The organism is Dyadobacter bucti (assembly GCF_005869225.1).
Lineage (GTDB): Bacteria > Bacteroidota > Bacteroidia > Cytophagales > Spirosomataceae > Dyadobacter > Dyadobacter bucti.
Genome location: NZ_SWFP01000004.1, coordinates 122293 through 144529, shown reverse-complemented (window position 1 = coordinate 144529; position 22237 = coordinate 122293). Strand labels below are relative to the sequence as shown.

Sequence of the window (22237 nt, the reverse complement as noted above, 5' to 3'; positions counted from 1 at the left end):
CAAAAACGCAGGCACCAAGAAAAAGCCAGGGGCAAACACAACATTCTTTTCCCAGTTGATCGCTGAGCTGCGGGCGGCTGGATGGGTGGTCATATTGCGGGTACTGAAAACAAACCGGGAACATAAAGACCGGTTTGGGTTAATCGATAGTATCCTGGCCGAAGGAGGCACGCGCCTGCCCAGGGTTCGGTTCAATCAAAACACGTGCAAGGCCCTGATCATATCCATGCAGAGTTCGCCAGTTATTGGCGACATGAAGAACGACAAGTCAAGCGAAGGATCAGCAAGTGTTCAGCAAGAAAATTCAACTCGCTTGTCTGATTGCCTTCAAAAGTCGTGCGGCGTGCAATTTCCCTGGATAGATGGAAGAACTTAGTACTTCATTTTAAAATTTAAAAGCATTAAGAATGAGATAAGAAACCATCTGTTGCATGGCATTACGTTGTCAAAATGTACAAACAGGCAAAGACAGGGCAATTCTAGTGTAAGCAACGCAAGGTCATATTTCCTTCCGTCGAAATGCAACAGGCGAAAGTCCGTTTTTCTTCTTGAATAGCTTTGAAAAATAAAAAACCGATTCAAATCCTGTCTGGTGCGTGATTTCACTGATATTGAGATTCGTATTGATGAGCAGATCGCGGGCGCGGGCCAAGCGGAGATTGAGATGGTATTGATTTGGCGATACACCCGTTATCCTTTTAAAAGCTTTTCTAAATGCAGAGTAGCCCATCGGTAACTGTTCTGCCAGTGCTTCCACGTCTACTTGTTTTTCATAGGATTCCTGCAAAATGAACTCGGCTTTGGCAATCAACCTTCCTACCGGATCATTGTCATAGTCTTTGAATTTCGAAATTGTACTTAATATGCCCAGTATCTGAAGTGTAATGCCGGCAATCTGCTGATGATAACCCACATTGGCGGCTTTCAGCTGGTCAAATATCCGATGCAGTAACACAAGGATGTCCTTGTTAGATTTAATGTCTACAAAAGGCCGGATCGGATTAAAGATCAGATTGTTCATCAGTTGCCGGATATAATATCCGTTGAAACCCACCCAGTATTCTTCCCAGCCCGATTTTACATCCGGTTTGTAGCGGTGCCACACACCGGGAAAAAGAAAAAAACACTGTCCTGCATTCACTTCCGTAGGTGGCAGGTTTTCTGCTTCAAACACTCCCTTTCCCCGGGTGATGAAAATAATGTAATAGTCATTCAGGATCCGCCCCCTGTTCCAGGTCAGCTTGTGGCTGTCCGGATGCGGTTCATTGGGATATTGCTGGTTGGGTTCAACTTTGGAGTAACCTGCCGTGGTGACGTACAGGCCCCACAATTCCTCGGTCTGGCTGACGTTCAAATACTTGATAAAATTGTTCGTCATCATCTGCTCATCTGAATGGTTATTTACCGGAAAAAGGCGGGTGCTTTCTGTGCGATCAGCAGTCGCCAATATCAAAAAGTATAAACCACATCAAAATCTCCTGTTGACAGGGAGGTCGGTGCGCTCATGCCGCCTCCGGCGCCGCCGGAATTGCCATTATTAAACATTTTTTTGTACTTTTTGACAATATTACACTACACTCCGGGGCTCCCCATATTGGCAAAATGTAATTTAGAATCGAAAAATTACTGTTCTGTAATTTGATTTTCGGACCATAATCCTTTGCCCTATGAAAAAAAATTACCTCCGTGGCTCGACGCTCTGTTCGGCCATTCTGACATTTCTTTTCCTTTTCAGCTACCTAAACCTGGTTGCACAAGGCCAGACCGTTACGGGTACCGTCCGTGATGTACAAGGCGCCACGCTTCCTGGTGTCAGCGTAGTCGTGAAAGATGCAACAACCGGTACCATTACCGATGTCGATGGAAAATTTTCCATTCAGGCTCCGGAAGGAAGCACGCTTACTTTCAGCTTTATCGGTTATCAGACCACGACCGCAAAAATCACCAGTTCGGATGTTCTGAATATCCAGTTAGTTACCGATGAAACCAATTTGAGCGAAGTGGTGGTGGTCGGCTACGGTACGCAGACGAAGCGGGAGCTCACCGGGGCCGTGACCAGCATCAAAGCGGCCGAGATGAAAGATATTCCCGCCACCAATATCAGCCAGCGGCTTCAGGGAAAACTGGCCGGCGTGCAGATCAACCAGAATACCGGCCAGCCGGGGGCAGAACTGAGCATCAGGATACGTGGTGCCGCGTCCATTAATGCGGGAAACAATCCGCTGATCGTTGTAGACGGTTTTCCGACAACCAGCGGCCTGAACGTGATCAACCCGGATGCCATCGAATCCATTACGGTGTTAAAGGATGCGGCCGCGGCCTCGCTCTACGGATCGCGCGCTGCCAATGGAGTCATTCTGGTTACAACCAAGCAGGCCAAGAACGGGCAACGGAATGTTCAGTTCAGCAGCTTTGTCGGCGTACAGTCGGTATCTGACCGCGGAAAACCCGACCTGATGAATGCGCGGGAATTCGCACAGTTCAAAAAGGAATACTACGAAGACGCCGCCATTTACGAGGGCTACACAGGCGGGGTTCCTGAACAGTACCGGAATCCCGAACAATACGGCCCGAATGATGGTACCAACTGGTTCGATGTGTTGCTGCGTACAGCCGCCATCCAGGATTACAACCTGTCCTTTTCTACCGATGCCAAAACCGTGCAGTCGGTCGTGCATTTGGGTTATAACAAACAGGACGGCGTGATGATCAACAACTCGGCCAGCCGGTTTACTGTCCGTGCGAACAATGTTTTCTCGATCTCTGAAAAGCTCCGATTTGGTCTCAATTTAGGGGCTACGCATTACACTACGCAAATTACCCCTAATCTGGGCGAAGGCCGTAATATCATACAGGTCGCCTACTTGTCGGACCCTACCTTGAAATACAAAAACGACGATGGTACTTATCCGATCGGTTTTGCACCTCCGGGCATGTTTTCAACGCCCAACTATTACCAGGTACTTAAGCAGACGGTAAACCCGGCCAAATACATGGTCCTGATGGGAAATGCCTATATGGATTATCAGATATTGAAAGGATTGACATTCAAGTCGAGCATGAATATCAACACCAGCAATGACATCAACCGGCTGTTCCAACCCTCCACGATCCTCGGAGGCCCCACACCTGCCGCATCGGCGAGTGGGAGTTATAATACAGCTAATTATATGTCGTGGTTATCAGAGAACACACTGACTTACAACAAATCTTTTGGCAGTCATAACCTGGAAGCGCTGGTCGGTTACACAACCCAAAAGGTGACGAATGAAAACAGCAATATCAACGGCAGCCAGTTCCCCGACAATAGCATTGAATGGCTGAATGTAGCCGCCAACCGGATCGGTAATGTTGGCGCCAGCGATTATTCACTGATCAGCTACCTGGGCCGGCTGAACTACAATTTTAAAGGAAATTACCTCCTTTCAGTGGCTTTTCGCAGTGACGGTTCTTCCAAATTCGGCCCCAACAACCGTTACGGCACATTTCCGTCGGCTTCGCTTGGCTGGGTGGTTTCGGATGAGCAGTTCATGAAACGCTTCAAGTCTGTTAATTTTCTCAAACTGCGGGCGAGTTACGGACAGGTCGGCAACAACAACATCGGTAACTACACTTACCTGGCTGGCGTTAGCCCCGCCAACTATGTGTTTAATAATGCATTGGCTTCCGGGCGGGTACTGGCAGGTATCGGTAACTCGAATCTGACATGGGAAACGACCACCGGATATGATTTCGGTCTGGACCTTTCACTGCTGAACAACCGCATCAATTTCACTTACGATTATTACAAAAAGAAAACCGATGGCCTGCTGTACGCCATCGACATTCCCGTGCAGTCGGGCTACTCGGCTATTACCTCGAATATCGGACGGTTTGATTTCTGGGGACATGAATTTGCCATTGACACGCGGAACATCGAAGGAAAATTCAGCTGGAGTACCAGCTTTAATATTTCCTTTAACCGCAACCTGGTCCGTAAGCTCGGCACGAATGACGCACCAATTGGCGGGTATCAGGAATACTGGGACGATAACCGCACGGCTGTCGGCAATCCGATCGGACTTTTTTACGGGTACATCAATACAGGCGTGTACATGACCCAGCAGGAATTCGAAAGCCAGCCGCATGGTGCCACATCCATGGTGGGAACCGCACGTTTTGCGGACATCAGCGGGCCGGACGGAACACCGGATGGAAAAATCGATATCAACGACCGTGCCTTTATCGGCGACCCCAATCCCGATTTCGTATATGGAATGACCAATACGCTGAGCTACAAGAAGTTTGACTTTTCGATGGTCGTTGCCGGGACCGTAGGAAACGATATTGCCGATGATGCATTTCAATCCACTGAGAATATAGACGGTGTTTTCAATGTACGCAAAGGTGTAGCGCAGCGGTGGCGGTCGGAGGAGAATCCGGGAGACGGTATTTATCCAAGAACGCGGGCGGGTACGACAGCCGATTTCCGGAATTTCTCAACGCGTCAGGTATTCAGCGGTACTTATCTGGCTGTTAAAAATATCACGCTCGGATATCTGATTCCTATTGGCAGTAAAACCACCGTAAAAAGCGTCAGAGCGTATTTCAGTGCGCAAAATCCATTTATGTTTACCAAATATCCGGGCATGAACCCCGAGGTGGGCCTGGCAGGATTGAACGGCTTGAATCTCGGTCGCGACTTTACAGCTTTTCCAATTGCAAGGGTTTACTCACTTGGACTTAACGTTAATTTTTAAACCCGCACTTTTGAAAAACCAATGGTAATTATGAAAAAGACATTTTTAATCGGAATCATAGCCGTGATTTTGTCCGGCTGCAAGGAAGACTTTCTTAATCTTACCCCACCGACCAGCCTGAGTTCTGCTACCTACTTCCAGAATGAAGAACAATTCCGCCAGGCGATCAACGGTGCGTATACACCCCTGCGTGAATTAACCGATGTAGGTGTGTATGACGATGAAATGCGGTCGGATAATACTTTCTTCACCATTTATCAGGCCAACAGAGGTCTGGACAAAGCGCGTGAAGCCTATCCTCAGTTCCTGATCGACGCAACCGCCTCCTCCATCCCGAATACGCCCGGCAGCCGGTGGCGCGCCAGCTATCGGGGGATCGCCTATGTGAATACGATTATCGACCGGCTGGCAGCCAACACGAGCATTTCTGCTGAGGCGAAGAATGCGATACAGGGAGAAGCACTTTTCCTGCGGGCCTACTATTACTTCAGCCTCGTAACCCATTTTGGCGGCGTTCCGTTGTTACTGAAAGAAGTTACCAGTCCGGATGAATCTTTCCAGCCACGGAATACGACCGCCGAAGTGTATGCACAGATCAAAACCGATGTGAAAGGTGCGATTGACCTGCTTCCTGTTGCCAGCACTTTTCCTCAAAACGGGCGCGCGACGAAGGGGGCAGCCAAAATGTTGCTCGCTTATGCATTGATGTCGGGAGACAACAGGGATTATGCCGCAGCCGAAAAAGAGCTGCTGGATATCACAAAGATGAATTATGCGCTCCTGCCCGACTACGCCAAAGTATTTGACCCGGTGAACAAGAATCACCAGGAGTCAATTTTCGACGTGCAATACATGGCCGACCGGGTGAGCGGGCAGCAAAGCGCATTCGCCTGGCAGTTTATGCCGAAGGTGACCAACCCGCAGTTCCTGATGGGTTTTGACGGTGGCCGGATGAATATTTTCAGCGGCTGGAATGTCCCTACCGATGAAATGGCAGCTTCGTACGAAAAGGGTGATTTACGATTGCCTGCGTCGATTGCCGTGGTCGAGGGAACCATCAGCGGCGTGGAGGATTTCACAGCCGAACTGCTTACTTCTCCCGTCAATTACACCCCCAAAGCAGGAAAAGCATTCCGGTACATGATCCGTAAATACTTCCATCCGCCTTACGATATCGCCTTCAACACGCCCGACAATTTTCCGGTTTACCGCTATTCGGGGGCATTACTGCTGCTGGCCGAGTGCCTGGTACAGCAAAACAAAGCCGCAGCAGCGCTTCCTTATCTTAACCAGGTGCGCCTCAGGGCAGGATTGCCGGCACTGGGTACCGCTACATTGGAAGCAGTTTCCAATGAAATGCGTCACGAACTGGCGTTTGAGAATCACCGCTGGCAGGATCTGATCCGGATCGGTAAGGCAATTGAGGTTGCAACTGCCAAAGGAAACCGGCTCAAAGCCCAGTACGGCTGGATTCTTCCGGCAGCCTTCAACGTCACTCCCGAGAAATTGCTCGATCCGATTCCGTTCAGGGAAACGCAGATCAATACCCAACTGGAGCAGAATCCGGGATACTAGATGAGTTTTAAACGAATGAATGCAATATCCATCGCTTATCCGGCTGAAATGATCCGCCGGATAAGCCTAATTTGTCGCCTCAATTAACATAAAAGCATTGACATGCATATCAGCGTAAAGATGTTGGAAAGAGCGAATGCGTTTAACCACTTGCTGGCGTTCGTCCTCTGCTTATGCAGCTTACAGGGAAAAGGTCAGGCAAAGGAGCCTTATCTGCCTTTGCACGGCGGGGAGTTCAAACAAAAGTCAGTCAGAAATTCTCCTGATCCGATCATTAACTATCAATGGAAGAGTCCCGGGGCCGACGATAGCTTGCAGATCTATACGCTGTTTCCCAGGCAAATAACTCCCGGTCCCTCCAATGCTTTTCAAATAGCAGATTCAAATATTACCGTCTCAGGTACAGGCGATTTGCAGTTTGATTTCGGCCAGGTGAATGCGGGATGGATTGAATTCGACTCGGAAGATTTGAATGGTGACGTGCAGGTAAGCATCAGTGAATACAACGAACCCGCCATTCTGAACGCGGGCGCGCAGCATCCTGTCAAGACACTCAAACCCCTCCGCTACGGAAATACTTACCGGCTCGAACTGAACCAGCAATTGTACGAAGGGGTACGGTTTGCGTGGCTGCATGTGAAAACATTCTCGAAACCGTGGAAGCTTACCAACTTCCGGCTGGTTTGCCAGATAAAACCCGTCAACTACCTCGGCAGCTTTTCCTGCAATGACACCTTGCTCAACCGCATCTGGTACACCGGCGCTTATACCGTCAAGCTCAACCTGCTGCAGGATTATCTCGGCGCGATCCTGATGGAACGCAGCGACCGGCATTCGTGGACCGGCGATGCCTATCCTTCGCAGGCAGCTTCCCTGGCAGCTTTCGGCAATTTTGATTTTGTAAAAAAGAACATCGCATTTACTGCACCCCAGGACAATGGTATTGCCGCCTATTCGATGTATTGGGTGCTGGGACTGGTGGATTATTTCCGGTATACCGGCGATACCGAATTGCTCAAAGCATACCTGGACAACGCCGCAAGGCGCCTCGACGCCGCCTATGCGCATTTCGACCAATTACCAGACTTGGCCTTTATGGGCTGGGACGAGCGGCTGGGGGCAGGATTTGAGCGGCCGAACCTTCCGGAAAGTCAGCGGGCCTATCGCTGGTTGTGTATCAATGCGTGGTCGAAGTTTGCAGAATGCTTGTCGGTGATCGGGAACAAAGCCCTTTCCGATAAATACCGCCGATATGCGGAAGCCAAAAAGAAACAATTATCCGGTGAGCAGCTTTCCGGATACGGCGTACACGCCCTTGCGGAAGTTTTTAATGCTGGAAATGATAGTACAGCAGCGGCAATGCAACTGGCTTTGAAATGGTTCAAAGACCGGAATGCCCGCCTCTCCTATTCGCCCTTTAACCAGTATTTCATTTTACAAGGAATGGGCAAAGCCGGCTATCAGGAAGAAGCCCTCACCACGGTCAGAGATCAGTGGGGCGGGCAGCTGATGTACGGCGGCACCACATTTTTTGAAGTATTCCGGCCATCGTGGAATACCGCGCTGGCACCCAACAGTGCGCCAGTCAATAACCAATGCGGCTACACGAGCTTGACGCACCCCTGGGGTGCCGGTGTAACGAGGTGGTTGTCCGATGAAATCCTGGGCGTGCGTCCCCTTTCTCCCGGTTTCAAAACATTCAGCATTATTCCTTTTCTGAACAAATCACTGACCTGGGTAAAAGGCGATGTACCCACGCCGTCGGGGGTTATTTCAGCATCTTTTAATTCCAAAACGGGTGATTGCGAGGTACATATCCCAACTGGAACTACCGCGACAAAAGTGGGACTTCCTAAAAATGGCAGGTCTGTTAAAAAAGTGACGGTCAATAGTAGCCCGGTAAAAATCGCGGGTGAAGACGCGCAGTACGCCTACCTTTTGGATCTTTCGCCAGGAGATTATCGGATCAGGATCCACTACGGAAAACCAACGCCCGGGGTTACCGATACCGACAAAAGTAAGTTGGAATATGCGCTGACAGCACTCGCGGCCGACTCCACCAGCGGCCCTGACCGGCAATCCCGTTTAGGTAAAGACGGTCGCTTCCTGGCCGGCCGCAGCATGAGCGAGAATATACTTGAAAAGCCCGCTTATATTGATTCGCTACGGATCGACAGGGCGGTCAATCAGACATGGAAAACCACCAGTGCGTTCGTCACACAAGACCCCAAGCCGACATTGCAAACATTTACGCTGGATATATTCCAGAGCGATCCCCGGCCCTACGATCTGACACTCTATTTTGTCGATCCCGATCGGAAACAAAGGCGGTCGGCCATTGAAGTATTCGACGCGCATACATTGGAATTACTGTCACCGGTTCAGGTAATTGACCATTATCAAAATGGGAAATACCTGCGATTGAAAGTAGACCGCTCTGTTCGCGTGCGGATTAATCACGTACGGGGCCCGAATGCCGCTCTCGCGGGGATTTTTTTCGATTGATTAAACAGGTATTTGGATGGCAACATTCATCCTGATTTTGTATTAAAGTGCATGAATAAAAACTCCGTACCCCCATAAATATATTACCTGACCGAAGTGATTGGCAAGCGCTTTTTTTTAATTTAGTAATAACCAAAGCGTCTTATCAAAACTACTATTAAAATGAAAAAAAACATTATACTGAATATTCCCCAGGATTGTGATAATGCCCCTAAGCGAAGAATTATTATTGATTTTATAATTGCCTGTTATCAATACGACTGGCAAACCATTCACGAGAAACTTGAAGATAAATTTGCATTTAAAATTATTGGTAATAGAGCTATTGAAACTAACGAAGAACTTAGACAATACCTGGATAGGGATATCTACGTTATCGAACTGACAATCGATAATGTGTTGAGTCACGGTAAATATGGTGCCTGTAACGGAATCCTGAAAAGCAAAAATGAAGAAATAAGTTTTGCATATTTCTTCGAATTTCAATCCGCCGGAAAGAATACTATTAAGTCAATTTCTGAATATAAGATTACCAAACAATAGTTTGTTTTTAGTAAGGCTGATTTACATAAAGCCAACCATTTTTTTTAGAAAAGATATTATCAAAATCCATTTAAATTATTGTTTTAAAATAACTATCAAAAAGACAAATACAATTTCATTTTTTTAATTGAAACACTATCCAAAACCCTGATTGATACCTAACAAATTATATTATCCAATCTAATTGTCGATTACGAATATGAAAACAGAAATTACACCTCAGGATATAACCAGTTACCAACAAAATGGCTTTATCGTTATTGAAGATTTTTTATCCGAGCAAGAACTGGCGGTTTGGCGGAATGCATTGGACGAAGCTTTGGCTAACCGGAACGGTAACAAATTGCCCGGACGAAAAGAAGTGTACGGGAAGGGCGATGATGCCGATAAATCCTATTACGATAATGTATTTGATCAGCTCCTCAACCTCTGGCAGGACAATGCCGGGATCCGGGAACTGATGCTCGACGAGCGCATTGGAAAAATGGCCGCGCAATTGGCCGAGGTGGACGGGATACGCATCTGGCACGATCAGGCGCTGATCAAAAAACCCTGGGCGAATCCAACTTCCTGGCACCTGGACACCCCCTACTGGTCGTTTACCGACCGCCGGGCATTGTCGATCTGGGTAGCGCTTGACGATGCTACCCTGGAAAACGGCTGCCTTTTTTTTATTCCCGGGTCACACCAGGTCACTACTTTTGAAAACCCTGGTATCGGCAAGAATATGGGCGCTATTTTTAAGACTTACCCCCAGTTTTACAAAGCAAAATCCGTGGCAGTCCCAATGAAAGCAGGCAGCTGTTCATTTCATAACGGACTGACCATTCACGGCGCGCATGCAAACATGACACCGGGTTACCGGCGTGCGATGACCTGCGCATATATGCCCGATGGAAATACATTTAACGGCACACAGAATATCCTGAGCGACGAAGAAGTTGCTACCTTATCCATTGGCAGCTTATTAAATAAAGAGTCGGTCAACCCTTTGATTTATTCGCGTTCCTAATCCTTCGTCCGAATGAAAAATCTCGCAACACTATATGGTCTTCTTGCCTTTCTAATCAGCACGATCAGTGCGTATGCGCAGCATGAAAACTACCCGGACGGCAGGCCGGCGGCGACCCGCCGGATCGAATGCCGGGATCAGGGCATTGTACTTCAATACGGCGATGGAAAAGATAGCTGCGATGTGTACGGTGCGCGGGAGGCTGTTCTGAATAAAGTGGGCAATACCTATTATTTATTTTACGACGGCGCTGGAAAAGACGGCTGGAAAGCCTGCCTGGCCACGAGTACCGACCTGCAAAACTGGCAGAAAAAGGGCGCTATACTCGACCTGGGCGACCCGACTAAAATGGACGCGAAAAGTGCGTCGTCGCCCTGGGTGATCAAGGATAAAGATACCTGGCACATGTTCTATCTGGGCACGCCAAATGCAACGCCCGCGCCGGACCGCGTTCCTGCTTTTCCGTACCTGACCATGAAGGCCAAAGCAGCATCGCTGGAAGGCCCGTGGGCGAAACAGTATGATGTACAGCCGTTTACAACAAAACCCAATACATTTTACGCAGTTACAGCCAGTCCGGGATTTATTGTAAAACACAACAATGAGTACTTGCAGTTTTTCAGCGGATCAGCTCAGGATGGCAAGGTTGTCAAGCGCACCGTGGGTATTGCCCGGACCAAAAACCTCGACGGCAGCTGGGATGTCATGGAAAATCCCATTGTCCCGCTGGACGAGCAGATCGAGAATTCAAGCTTGTATTTTGATAAAGACCAGAAGATTTGGTACCTCTTCACCAACCACATTGGCATCAATGAAAAAGGGACTGAATTCACGGATGCGATTTGGGTGTATTGGACAAAGGATATTTATCACTGGCAAAAAGAAAACAAGGCCATTGTACTCGACAAACAGAATTGCAGCTGGTCGAAAGGCGCCATTGGTATGCCGACTGTTATTCAAACCGGTAACAAGCTTGCGTTGCTGTACGATGCGGCGCCTGGCGAGAGTATCAGCCACATGAAAAGAAACATCGGGCTTGCGTGGATCGCACTGCCTGTCAAGGTTAGCAATTAACAAATGGATATTAAAATACTGAGTCCGCAATGGGGGAACGAGCATCTGCGTATCAATGACTTTGTTGCGAAAATTGTAGATGCCGGTTTTGATGGCATTGATACCTGGCTCCCCCCGGACCCAACAGTGAAAAAAGAACTTTTGCATCTTATCGAAAAAAACGGGCTCGTTTTTGTTGCGCATCAGCACGAAGCGACGGGAAATGATTTTAAAGCATTTCGAACGAGTTTCAAAAACAATCTGATAGCCTGCGCAGAAACGTCGCCCGTACTGATCAATTCGCATACAGGCCGAGACCATTTTTCGCAGGATCAGTTTCTTTCCCTGATCGATATTGCCGCCGAAGTGGCAGAGAGGACAAATATTCCGATCGTTCACGAAACGCACCGTGGGCGGATGGGCTATTCGCCACAGGCTACGGCACCACTTTTCGCCCGGCGGCCGGGATTGGAAATCACCGCTGATTTATCGCATTGGGTTTGTGTGACAGAAAGCATGCTGGGCCATTTCGAACCCGTTTTACAAGAAGCCATTACCAGGACGCGGCACGTTCACGCCCGTGTGGGCTACGAGCAGGGCCCGCAGGTCACCGATCCCAGGTCACCGGAATGGGCGTACGCGCTTGAACGGTTTTTAACTTGGTGGGATGCAATCGTAGTGGTTAACAGGCAAAAGGAAAGGAAAATATTGACTTTCACCACAGAATTCGGACCATTCCCCTATATGCAGAAGATTCCGTTCACGGATCAGGCTATTGCCAGCCAATTTGAAATCAATTGTTACATGAAAGATTTACTAAGAAAAAGATATATCGGGTAAAGGCATCTGCACTTACCATGAATAATAGCATAAAATTTAAGTTGAATAAATCCCAATCCGGATATGTATTTGAAACCAGCATTGCTTTCACTCCTGCTTCTTTTTGCGAACAGCACCTCATTTGCCCAAATGCACAGGCAGGATATTGTTTTTCAGCAAAAAGAAAAAACGGTAACCCTGAGCGTTCCAGGTCAGAAACTATCACTCGTAATAGAATATGGAGCCGGATGTTTGGTCAGGGAAATGACAGTGCATGGCGTGCAAACCTTATCGCCGGGCGGCGTATTTACGGGGGTGAAACTGGGAGACAGCACTTTCAGTTCAGCATCGGCTCACGATGTCAAGCTCGCGCGTAAATCCGATGGGATTTCATTGTCCCATATAACCTATGGCAACAAAACTCTGACGGTTGATGAAACCTGGGATTTCAGGATTGTAGGTAATATCATTAATTGGACGATTACCCGCAATTACAGCAATGCCGCCCGGGTTCAGGAAGTAGCTTTTCCGAAATGGAATTTCGCAGGATTGAATGTCTGGAAAGGTGGTATTCTGGATAACGGCGGTATGGTCTGGTGTAAGTATTTAAGACAAAATAACGATACATACGGTGTCCACACGGGTGGTGTAACCTTTTGGAACGACCAAACGGGTAGCGGATTACGGATCGCTGCACCGGCAAAAGGAAATCAGAATTTGTCGACCAAATTCTCAAACGAAAACAATGTTTTCACCTGCACGCAGCAGCTTAGCCAGGCGCCGCTGAAACAACAGCATCACCTCAGCCGGTTTGTGGCCGGCAAGGCGGATGTTTTTGCTCCATTTCAGGTGGCGGCAGGTACGGTAAAAGCTACTTTTTCATTGGAATATGTTGATTATTTCAGGGAACATTCAAGGGGGACCTTACCCGGGATTGACGCAGAAGCTGTCCGGGAGTTGATGAATACGACGGGGCGCTATGGTGTTGTTGACAATAATATTGTCGGCGCGAATGGTTGGCTTACGAATTGGAAATGTCTGCATGAACCCTTCTTTTCACAAATAGGAATGGCGCTTTACGACAGCAATTACACCGCCAATATGGCCGCCACACTCAACCAGGAACGCGACCTGGCTATGGAGCCGGACGGCCGCGTGCTGTCGCGCTGGCACAACGCCCCCGGAGATGAAATACCCGGCACTTACAATGCAGAAACGGGTTATTACGAAGCCATGTGGGGCTATACCATCGATTCGCAGACCGGCTATGTGATCAACACGAGTGAGCAATTTGACCTTAGCGGCGACCTCGATTGGCTGCGTTCCCACAAAGTCTCCTGCGAAAAGGCGCTGGACTGGCTTATTCGCCGCGACGCCGACCAGAATGGTATTTTTGAAATGATGAATAACAATATCGCCGAGAAGAAAGCCAGTGACTGGCTGGATATTGTGTGGGCGAGTTATGAAAATGCTTTTGTCAATGCACAAATGTATGAGGCCCTGAATTTATGGGCGAATTGTGAAAAAATATTGGGAGATCAGAACAAAGCAGCACAGTACCGTTCCATCGCGACAAAACTCAAAGCCGCATTTAATAAACCGGTTGAAGAAGGCGGCTTCTGGTCGGCGGAAAAGAAGCAATACGTTTACTGGCGCGACAACGACGGCTCGGTTCATGGTGACAACCTTGTTACACCGGTTAATTTCGCGGCTATCGCATTTGGTATTTGTGACGATCAGGAACGCATCACCTTACTGCTCGACCAGATCGAACAGCGTACAAAGCAGGAAGATCTGTTTCACTGGCCTTTGTGTTTTGATTCATTTACCCAGGCAGAGGTATCGCCCGGCAACTGGCCATTCCCTAAATACGAGAACGGCGATATATTTCCTACCTGGGGGTACTTGGGGGTCCGTGCTTACACCCAATATGATAAAAGCATTGCCCTGAAATATATCAACAAATTGCTTGCCCAATACAGAAAAGACGGTCTGTCGTCGCAGCGTTACAGCCGCACAACCCAAATGGGCCTGGGCGACGATATTCTGGCGGGAATTTGCACAAGTATTACCGCACTCTACCGCGATATTTACGGCATACGTCCCAAGTGGAACCGAATGGGGCTTGAACCCAATCTCAGCCCGCAACTGAACGGCACGGCATTCAGCTACCGCCTCCGCGACACCCTTTACCAGGTAAAATTGAATGTGGATGATTATTGGCTTGGCACCGATCGTTTTCTTATCAATAGTAAACAAAGCTTCGGAGCAGGTAGTGCCTGTAAGCTGACTGTCATCTATCCGCACAACCGGGAAGATCTGATATTACAGGTAGCGGCGACTAAAGGTGGTCAGTTAAAATGCAATCTTGAAAAAACGTCAAAAGAAGAACTGGCCTGGTCAATAGCGTCCAAAGACACTTACCATTTTACAGTAAAAGGATTATCACCTCAAACACCATATTCCCTTCTGATCAACGATCGCAAAAAGTGGGTAACATCCGATGCGAATGGCGATCTGTCTTTCAGCCACAACTGTAAAAGTCCGGCTAGCTTTAAAATCGTGAGGAACTAACGCCGATCGAATCGTATTGTGGCGTAGCAGGATGTATCCCCTGCTGCCCGAAATTTGCATCCAGAGTGAACATTTTGAGTGAATTTAAATGATTACTATGAATCAAAATTTTTCATTTTCTGCGTCCAATCGTATTCTTTGAACTTTAAGGAGTATTCAGAAAAATCCTGCTCCAGATATTTTTGTAAAATTTCTTTTATACGCTTATTTCCCCCGAAATCGGCTTTGAACCATTGCATGATTTTGCTGACCCTAACCTCTTTTTTAACCGTATCGACCTCGGTATCCGTTTTCAAAAACGATGATGCGGCGATGCCCAGTTGCTGGTCGATTTTTCCGTAATCATAAAAAGCGATCGGCGGACAGCTGGTAGCGCCGCAGTTGAGGGCAAAATGGATACGATAATCTATTTCAGATACGGCCAGCTGCTTAATGATCTTCCCCGGGAAGAACTGTGGCAGATATCCCAGGCTCAATTTGGATCGGTAGCGTCTCAAAATTCCATGCTCGATTTGGTCAAGACTCAGTTTTATGCCACCAATGTTGATTAGCTTATCTGTAAAAATTGCCGGCCTGGTTTTCTGCTCTTTTGTGGCAAGGATCTGGAAATATGCATTGTATATATTGATCCAGAAGGTTTTACGCGCGTCATCATTGGGCAGGCCTGAAATTAAATCTTCGGTTTTAAGATTGGCCAAAACCTGACGAAGGCTATCCACAGGCTCATCCTTTTTTACCTGCAGGAGCAGTTTTCCGGATAATTCAATCAGTTTGCGGTCAGGCTCTGTATGAGTTTGATCCGTCACAGGCAATAACCCGATTCCCCAAAGCGCTAAAAAAAGGCCAGCTATCATCAAAATCCATTTCATTTTGTTCGTCAATCGATATCAAAAATACGCAGGATGCAACCTTACGCATTTTAACTTCCAGGTCTTGGTTCTTTTACAAAAACTTTTTACTACTTGCCTCCGTACATACGTTCAGTGAAAATATTTAGATCGTATCAATGCCACCGTACGCACATGCCTATGAAGCTCAGCATCATCATTCCCACTTATAATGAAGCAACCAACATTGCAGGTCTGATCAACGACTTGTCCGAACATGCCCGTGGGCGACAGATCGAAATTATAGTATCGGACGCAGGAAGCAAAGATGCTACGATGGAAGTGGCTGCGAAAGCCGGGGCCGTCGTGCTCAAATCTCCCAACCCAGGCAGGGCAGCACAAATGAATTATGCATCCCGCTTTGCCAGTGGCGACGTGCTGTATTTCGTCCACGCGGATGTGAGTATTCATCCTGACTATTTTAAAGACATTGAAAATGCAGTATCCGAAGGGTTCGGTGCCGGCTGTTACCGCTTTCAATTTGACACGGACCGGGCGATCCTCAAGATCAACAGCTACTTTACGCGTTTTGACAGACTCATGTGCCGCGGGGGCGACCAGACCCTTTTTGTTACCCGAAAACTGTTTGACCAGCTCGATGGGTTCGACGAATACTATAGCATTATGGAAGACTATGACATCATTATCAGGATCCGTAAAATAGCGCGGTTCAGTATCATACCCAAAAACGTAACGGTTTCTGCCCGTAAGTATGAAAACAACAGCTGGTTGCGCGTGCAGGTTGCCAACCTAACTGCGTTTGCCATGTTTTATTTGAAAAAAGACCCCAGGCACATTGCGTTGAAATATAAATCAATGCTGGATTACCGGTAAAACGAGGCCCCGCGCAATCTTTATTATCCTGATTACCGTATATGACCATAACCTTAATCCTACAAATATGAACACCTACTATAATCCGGAAGACCTGAAAAAATTTGGTTCAATTGGTGAATTTCAAAAGGAACTGGCTGATAAATTTTTCTCTTACTATGGCGACGTATTTGCAGAAGGTGCGCTGACCGCCCGCGAAAAAGCGCTGATTGCTTTGGCCGTTTCCCACACCGTCCAGTGTCCCTATTGCATCGATGCCTACACCACAGATACCCTGGAAAAAGGATGCTCGGAGGCAGAAATGATGGAAGCTGTGCACGTCGCGGCGGCTATCAGAGGCGGAGCGACCTTGGTACATGGTGTCCAGATGATGAACAAAGCGAAAGATCTTTCGATGTAATCGCGCGATAGGCAGTTAGAAATCCGATAACCTTATGAAATCACTCAAAGCAAGCGGGCATGCGCTGGCAGATGCAGCATCGCAGATCAAGTCATTGCACGACCAGGTTTTCGATCATCTGCATCTGCCCCTATTTGAACAAAAGCTGGAAAGCGCGGATCTTTTTCCTTTGAAACCAGTACGCACCACCACCATGCAGATCAATGTGGGTAAAATGTGCAACCAGGTTTGCAAACATTGCCATGTGGATGCAGGCCCCGACCGGAAGGAAATTATGACCAGACAGACCATGCAGCAATGTCTGGATACGCTGACGGATTCCGACATTTCCATCGTCGACCTCACAGGCGGAGCTCCTGAAATGAATCCGGATTTCCGCTGGTTTGTGGAACAACTGACTGCACTTGGCAAGCATGTGATTGTCCGCTGCAATCTGACCATTATCGTAGCAAACCCAAAATATAATGACTTGCCTGACTTCTTTAAGCAGCATCAGATTGAAGTGGTCAGCTCGCTGCCATTTTATAATGCGGATAAAACAGACCGGCAGCGGGGCAAAGGCGTTTTTGAAGATTCCGTAAAGGCGCTCAAAATGCTTAATGCGGTGGGTTATGGTGTAGAAGGCACCGGGCTTGTCCTTAACTTGGTTTACAATCCAAACGGAGCATTCATGCCTGGCCCACAGCAGGGCTTGCAGCGCCAGTTCAAAAAGGCACTCCACGACGAATTTGGTATTGTATTCAATGAGTTGTTTGCAATCACCAATATTCCTGTCAGCCGTTATCTTGATTATTTAATCAGCTCGGGTAATTATGACGGATACATGGAAAAACTGGTAAACGCCTTCAATCCCGCAGCGGCGACCGGCGTCATGTGCAGATCCATGGTTTCGGTTGGCTGGGACGGTCGTTTGTACGATTGTGATTTTAATCAAATGCTGGATATGGAATTTGATCCCGCCTATAACCACATCAGCCGCTATGACCAGGGCTTGATAGACAACCGGGAAATTTTAACTGGTCAACATTGCTATGGCTGTACTGCCGGCGCAGGTTCAAGTTGTGGCGGCAATACGATCTAATCTTTTTTATGACCAACACGGTAATCGTTTTTTTAAAGAATCTGACCCTGGGCAAGGTTAAAACCCGATTGGCGGCTACCATCGGCGACCAGCAAGCCCTGGAAGTCTATCGCCGCCTGGTGACACATACTTTAAAGCAGGTAAACATGCCTGAACATGATATATTCCTTTACTTCTCAGATAGTCTGCACAACGATTTGCCGATCATCGAAAGCCGGTCCTCCCTTCGACTACAAAAAGGGGACGATTTGGGAGAAAGAATGTTGAATGCGTTTGAAGAAGTGTTCGGGTCGTCAGCCGAGAAAGCACTGATTATCGGGACTGATTGCCCTGGCCTCGATTCTTCCATTATTGATGAGGCTTTTCGTGCACTTGATACGCATCAGGTGGTGATAGGGCCAGCAACGGATGGTGGATATTATCTCCTTGGAATGCAAAAATTCCAGCAATGTCTATTCGAAGATATACCATGGAGCACTTCAGAAGTGCTGGAATTGACGCTTCAAAAATGTGTCAGGAATAAGCTTACTTATACACTGCTCAAAGAGCTTTCAGACATTGATGATGAAAATGATCTTAATGCATGGAATGAGCAACAAAAAATTAGTCTGTCCAGAGAATCATTTGGGCGATCTGCTCTTGGATAAATTTGTACATAGTATAGGACTGTTTAAGCGGGAAACGATGCTCAGCGCGCCAGTTTCCTTGTAAGGATTTACATATCGTGTCTGAACTTGCTTTGACGCGTTCGTATTAACGAAAGGAAATTCAATAGCAGTTCTTTCTCCGCTAATTATAGCTTCAACAATCGATTTTCCTGTTTTACCCGTATTGTCGTTGAGCACCGTGTGTATCTTTTCGATATTCAGACTCCCAAACGGCCCTATATCACCTCTACCACTTTTGAACCTTTTTGGCACAAAGGCCAGGAATATTTATGAATGTCAGCATCGCTTGTTAAGCGAATTTTCCGCGTAACTGATTTGCAATTTTGAGCGGCCTAACATCTGCTTGGATATCCTGATACTGAAATATGTCGTTCATATTTGAACGGTTAATTGTTCAAATATGAACACTAAATAAACCTTCAAGCTCTTAAAAGTGCAAGCAAACCATTTCAAAGTGCTTTAATGGTATTGGCGCGTCATTTGCTATGCAAAACGGTAAGATATAGAAAAACAGACCAACTTGCTGATGAAGGGTACACATCTGGGTGAATTTGAGGAGATCGTTCTACTGACCATTGCGCTGCTGTATAACGATGCTTATAGCGTAGCAGTGCTGGAGTCTCTCGACGACAGGCTTGGGAGGCCGATGAGTTTAGGTGTTGTACACCGCACCATGCAGCGGCTGGAAGAAAAGAAACTCGTTCACTCTCATTTCGGAGAGGCCTCTGCCGAACGCGGCGGTCGCCGTAAACGATTGTTCATCGTGACTGCTGCAGGTGAGCAGGCTCTGCGTGAATCAAGGCGTATTCGCAATGAGCTTTGGGACGGCATTTCTGAAACCGCTTTTGGAAACTGATATGGCCGGTAAAAATAAAAATAATAAAAGTCAGCCCGAACAGGGTGATCATCAATCCCAGCCACCGCGCTGGGCTGAGTGGGTGGTAACCCAGATAACGGCCGGGCATCTAAGAGAGGAAATTTTGGGGGATATGTCCGAACTATTCCAAAAACGCAGCAGGCGATACGGCTATGTTTTATCCTGTATTTTATATGTACTTGAAATGCTGCTACTGATCCATCCCCGGCTATGGCGCAAGGATGCAAAACGAACGTACAAAAAGGAAGTTATTTATTCAAAATCCAATCCAATAGCCATGCTCAATAATCATTTCAAGGTAGCTTACAGGAAGCTAAGTCGTCACAAATCCTACACGATCATCAATACAATTAGCCTGACCTTGGGAATCTGCTCCGCCATACTGATTTTTTCCCTGATAAAATACCATCTCAGCTTTGACGATTTCCATGTAGCTAAAGAACGCATTTACCGCGTGTACACTGAAACACATGGAGATAAAATTAACTATAACACGGGCGTCCCTAATCCATTGGGGCGTGCTTTCCAGACCGAATTTGGTGTGGCTGAAAAAGTGGGTCGCATTGCATTCCTGTCCAAAAGGATCGTTTCGCTTTCTGACCAAAAAAAGTTTGAAGAAGACATTGCATTTGCAGACCCGGCATTCCTGGAAATTTTCAATTTCCCTCTTATTGAAGGAGGCGCACACCACATGTTAAAGGATAGAAATACAGCTCTGATCACTGAACAAACTGCAAGAAAGTATTTCGGAACGGAAGACGCAGTCGGCCAATTATTGCGGATCGATGACTCTCTGATGGTTCGGGTGACCGGAGTACTGGCCAATCTTCCGTCCAACACCGATTTTCAATCCCAGATCTTCATCCCGTTTGACAATCTGGAAAATCACAGTCCCTGGATGGTCGAAAAAGACTGGTGGTATAGCGTCAATAAGGATATGCAATGTTATGTGCGCCTGAAACCCGGCGTATCCGGAGATAGGGTCGCCAGAACAGTCCTGCCAAAAATCTCAGAAACACACTATGATAAAGAGAATGCCAAACACTTCCGATTTAAGCTCCAAACACTCAGCGACATTCATTTTAACACAACGCTTCGTGGAAAAACAGATAAGAAAACACTTGGCACCTTTGCCTGGATCGGGTTTTTCCTCGTATTGACGGCATGTGTGAATTTTGTAAATCTAGCCACAGCACAGGCAGTTGGTCGCTCCAGGGAAATTGGCGTACGGAAAGCATTGGGCAGTCAGCAAGGCTCACTTTTCTGGCAATTCATGACCGAAACAACTATTATCGCGACTTTGGGATTATTGATCGCAATTTTGCTGGCATACCTGGTGCTGCCATTTGTTAACCAATGGTTTGAAATAAAATTGGTCATTGACCTCTTGAAGGACAAATATCTGATTGGTTTTGTGGTAGTTCTGCTGGTAACTGTCATTTTCTTTTCCGGAGCTTATCCTGGTCTTATCCTCGCGAAAATGCAGCCGATCATGGCGCTCAAAGGAAAGTTATCACAAAAATCTCAGGGCGGTTTTTCCCTTCGAAAAAGTTTGGTTGTGGGACAGTTTGCGATTTCACAGCTTTTGATTATAGGCACATTGTTCGTAACCAATCAACTGCGCTACGCTCAGCAATCCGACATGGGTTTTGAAAAAGAAGCCGTTATGATCCTGCCCATTCCTGACAATAAAATAGCGAAGATATCCGCATTGCGAGCCGAATTGCAACAGTCCGCCGGCATAGAAGGGGTAACATTTTTCAGCACACCGCCCGCCTCCGAAACCATTGGAAATACAAGCATCCAATTTGATTCACGCCCAAAAGCGGAAGACTTTGCAATTTCACTCAAGGCTGCAGACAATCAGTATGCTCCCACTTTCAAAATCGAAATTTTGGCTGGCAGAAACCTGAATCAGTCAGACACTGTCCGTGAATATCTTTTGAATGAATCTGCCGTAAAATCGCTTGGATTAGCTTCGATCGACGAAGTAGTCAGTAAACCGGTTAATGTAAACGGCAGGCGCGGGACGGTAGTCGGTGTAATGCGGGACTTTCATTTTCAATCCTTGCGGTCAGGCATTGAGCCGTTGTGTTTGACCACGAACAGCGAGAATTATCGCAGCTGCGGTGTCAAAATCAATATGGCAAATCTGGCGCCGACACTGGAAAAGCTTGAAAAAGCATGGACTGGCATTTACCCTTCGTCCATTTTCACCTACCGCTTCCTGGACGAAGATATCGCCCAGTTTTACAAGCTGGATAACATGCTGCTCAGGCTTATTCAAGGCTTTGCTGCTGTGGCCATCTTCGTCGGCTGCCTTGGTTTATACGGGCTGGTGTCTTTTATGGCTAATCAACGAACAAAGGAAATCGGCGTTCGCAAAGTTTTGGGTGCAGACACTGCCAGTATCTTATGGTTATTTGGCAAAGAATTCCTCATGCTCTTATGCATGGCGTTTTTTCTGGCTGCCCCGCTGGGATGGTGGATTATGCAACAATGGCTAAGTGATTTTGCCTATCATTTTGAACCCGGAGCAGGCATTTTTGCCTTGGCCATCTTGATCACGTTGCTTGTTGCACTGGTGACGGTTGGATTTCGAAGCCTGAAAGCATCAACGATCAATCCGATCAAGACGCTTCGTTCAGAATGAGGAGGAAAGCGGAAGTA

General features: G+C 47.3%; 17 protein-coding genes. 15 read left to right on the top strand and 2 right to left on the bottom strand.

Annotated features, from left to right (window positions below; genetic code table 11):
* Positions 1–55 precede the first annotated feature (55 nt).
* The gene (locus FBF61_RS14545; protein ID WP_138478382.1) at positions 56–376 is read left to right on the top strand and encodes a hypothetical protein; all 321 of its coding nucleotides are present in this window, start codon (positions 56–58) and stop codon (positions 374–376) included.
* A 123-nt stretch (positions 377–499) separates the two neighbouring features.
* Here FBF61_RS14545 and FBF61_RS14540 read toward each other — a convergent pair whose 3' ends face one another.
* Positions 500–1381 (bottom strand): helix-turn-helix domain-containing protein, encoded by an 882-nt coding sequence (locus tag FBF61_RS14540; RefSeq protein ID WP_229215055.1) that lies wholly within the window; start codon positions 1379–1381, stop codon positions 500–502.
* Positions 1382–1667: 286 nt separating this feature from the next.
* Here FBF61_RS14540 and FBF61_RS14535 point away from each other — a divergent pair, with 286 nt between their 5' ends.
* The 8 genes from FBF61_RS14535 to FBF61_RS14500 all read left to right on the top strand — a co-directional run bounded on the left by FBF61_RS14535 (position 1668) and on the right by FBF61_RS14500 (position 14820).
* Positions 1668–4739 (top strand): SusC/RagA family TonB-linked outer membrane protein, encoded by a 3072-nt coding sequence (locus tag FBF61_RS14535; protein WP_138478380.1) that lies wholly within the window; start codon positions 1668–1670, stop codon positions 4737–4739.
* A gap of 30 nt (positions 4740–4769) precedes the next feature.
* The gene (locus FBF61_RS14530; protein WP_138478378.1) at positions 4770–6314 is read left to right on the top strand and encodes a RagB/SusD family nutrient uptake outer membrane protein; all 1545 of its coding nucleotides are present in this window, start codon (positions 4770–4772) and stop codon (positions 6312–6314) included.
* Between the two features lie 102 nt (positions 6315–6416).
* A complete protein-coding gene (locus tag FBF61_RS14525; protein WP_138478376.1) occupies positions 6417–8819 on the top strand; it encodes an alpha-L-rhamnosidase C-terminal domain-containing protein in 2403 nt (800 codons plus the stop codon).
* Positions 8820–8981: 162 nt separating this feature from the next.
* Positions 8982–9362, top strand: a complete 381-nt coding sequence (locus tag FBF61_RS14520) for a hypothetical protein (RefSeq protein WP_229215054.1) — start codon at positions 8982–8984, stop codon at positions 9360–9362.
* 199 nt (positions 9363–9561) lie between these two features.
* Positions 9562–10374 carry a phytanoyl-CoA dioxygenase family protein gene (locus FBF61_RS14515; RefSeq protein ID WP_138478374.1) on the top strand — a complete coding sequence of 271 codons (813 nt, stop codon included), beginning with the start codon at positions 9562–9564 and terminating at the stop codon, positions 10372–10374.
* A 12-nt stretch (positions 10375–10386) separates the two neighbouring features.
* On the top strand, positions 10387–11448 hold the full coding sequence (locus FBF61_RS14510) for a glycoside hydrolase family protein (protein WP_138478372.1): 1062 nt from the start codon (positions 10387–10389) through the stop codon (positions 11446–11448).
* Positions 11449–11451: 3 nt separating this feature from the next.
* Positions 11452–12267: a sugar phosphate isomerase/epimerase family protein gene (locus FBF61_RS14505; protein WP_138478370.1), complete on the top strand. Its 816-nt coding sequence runs from the start codon at positions 11452–11454 to the stop codon at positions 12265–12267.
* Between the two features lie 63 nt (positions 12268–12330).
* Positions 12331–14820, top strand: a complete 2490-nt coding sequence (locus tag FBF61_RS14500) for an alpha-L-rhamnosidase-related protein (protein WP_138478368.1) — start codon at positions 12331–12333, stop codon at positions 14818–14820.
* Positions 14821–14915: 95 nt separating this feature from the next.
* On the opposite strand, the gene FBF61_RS14495 is transcribed toward FBF61_RS14500, so the two are convergent.
* On the bottom strand, positions 14916–15689 hold the full coding sequence (locus FBF61_RS14495; protein ID WP_138478366.1) for a DUF547 domain-containing protein: 774 nt from the start codon (positions 15687–15689) through the stop codon (positions 14916–14918).
* A gap of 159 nt (positions 15690–15848) precedes the next feature.
* On the opposite strand from FBF61_RS14495, the gene FBF61_RS14490 reads away from it, so the two are divergent.
* The 6 genes from FBF61_RS14490 to FBF61_RS14465 all read left to right on the top strand — a co-directional run bounded on the left by FBF61_RS14490 (position 15849) and on the right by FBF61_RS14465 (position 22220).
* Positions 15849–16541 carry a TIGR04283 family arsenosugar biosynthesis glycosyltransferase gene (locus tag FBF61_RS14490; RefSeq protein ID WP_138478364.1) on the top strand — a complete coding sequence of 231 codons (693 nt, stop codon included), beginning with the start codon at positions 15849–15851 and terminating at the stop codon, positions 16539–16541.
* Between the two features lie 67 nt (positions 16542–16608).
* Positions 16609–16941 carry an arsenosugar biosynthesis-associated peroxidase-like protein gene (locus tag FBF61_RS14485; RefSeq protein WP_138478362.1) on the top strand — a complete coding sequence of 111 codons (333 nt, stop codon included), beginning with the start codon at positions 16609–16611 and terminating at the stop codon, positions 16939–16941.
* Between the two features lie 34 nt (positions 16942–16975).
* Entirely contained in the window at positions 16976–18022 is a 1047-nt protein-coding gene (arsS, locus tag FBF61_RS14480; protein ID WP_138478360.1) for an arsenosugar biosynthesis radical SAM (seleno)protein ArsS, read from the top strand.
* A gap of 8 nt (positions 18023–18030) precedes the next feature.
* On the top strand, positions 18031–18669 hold the full coding sequence (locus FBF61_RS14475) for a TIGR04282 family arsenosugar biosynthesis glycosyltransferase (RefSeq protein ID WP_138478358.1): 639 nt from the start codon (positions 18031–18033) through the stop codon (positions 18667–18669).
* Between the two features lie 547 nt (positions 18670–19216).
* Positions 19217–19546, top strand: a complete 330-nt coding sequence (locus FBF61_RS14470; protein WP_138478356.1) for a PadR family transcriptional regulator — start codon at positions 19217–19219, stop codon at positions 19544–19546.
* Positions 19503–22220, top strand: a complete 2718-nt coding sequence (locus FBF61_RS14465; protein WP_229215053.1) for an ABC transporter permease — start codon at positions 19503–19505, stop codon at positions 22218–22220. The genes FBF61_RS14470 and FBF61_RS14465 overlap by 44 nt, the downstream gene beginning before the upstream one ends.
* Positions 22221–22237 lie beyond the last annotated feature (17 nt).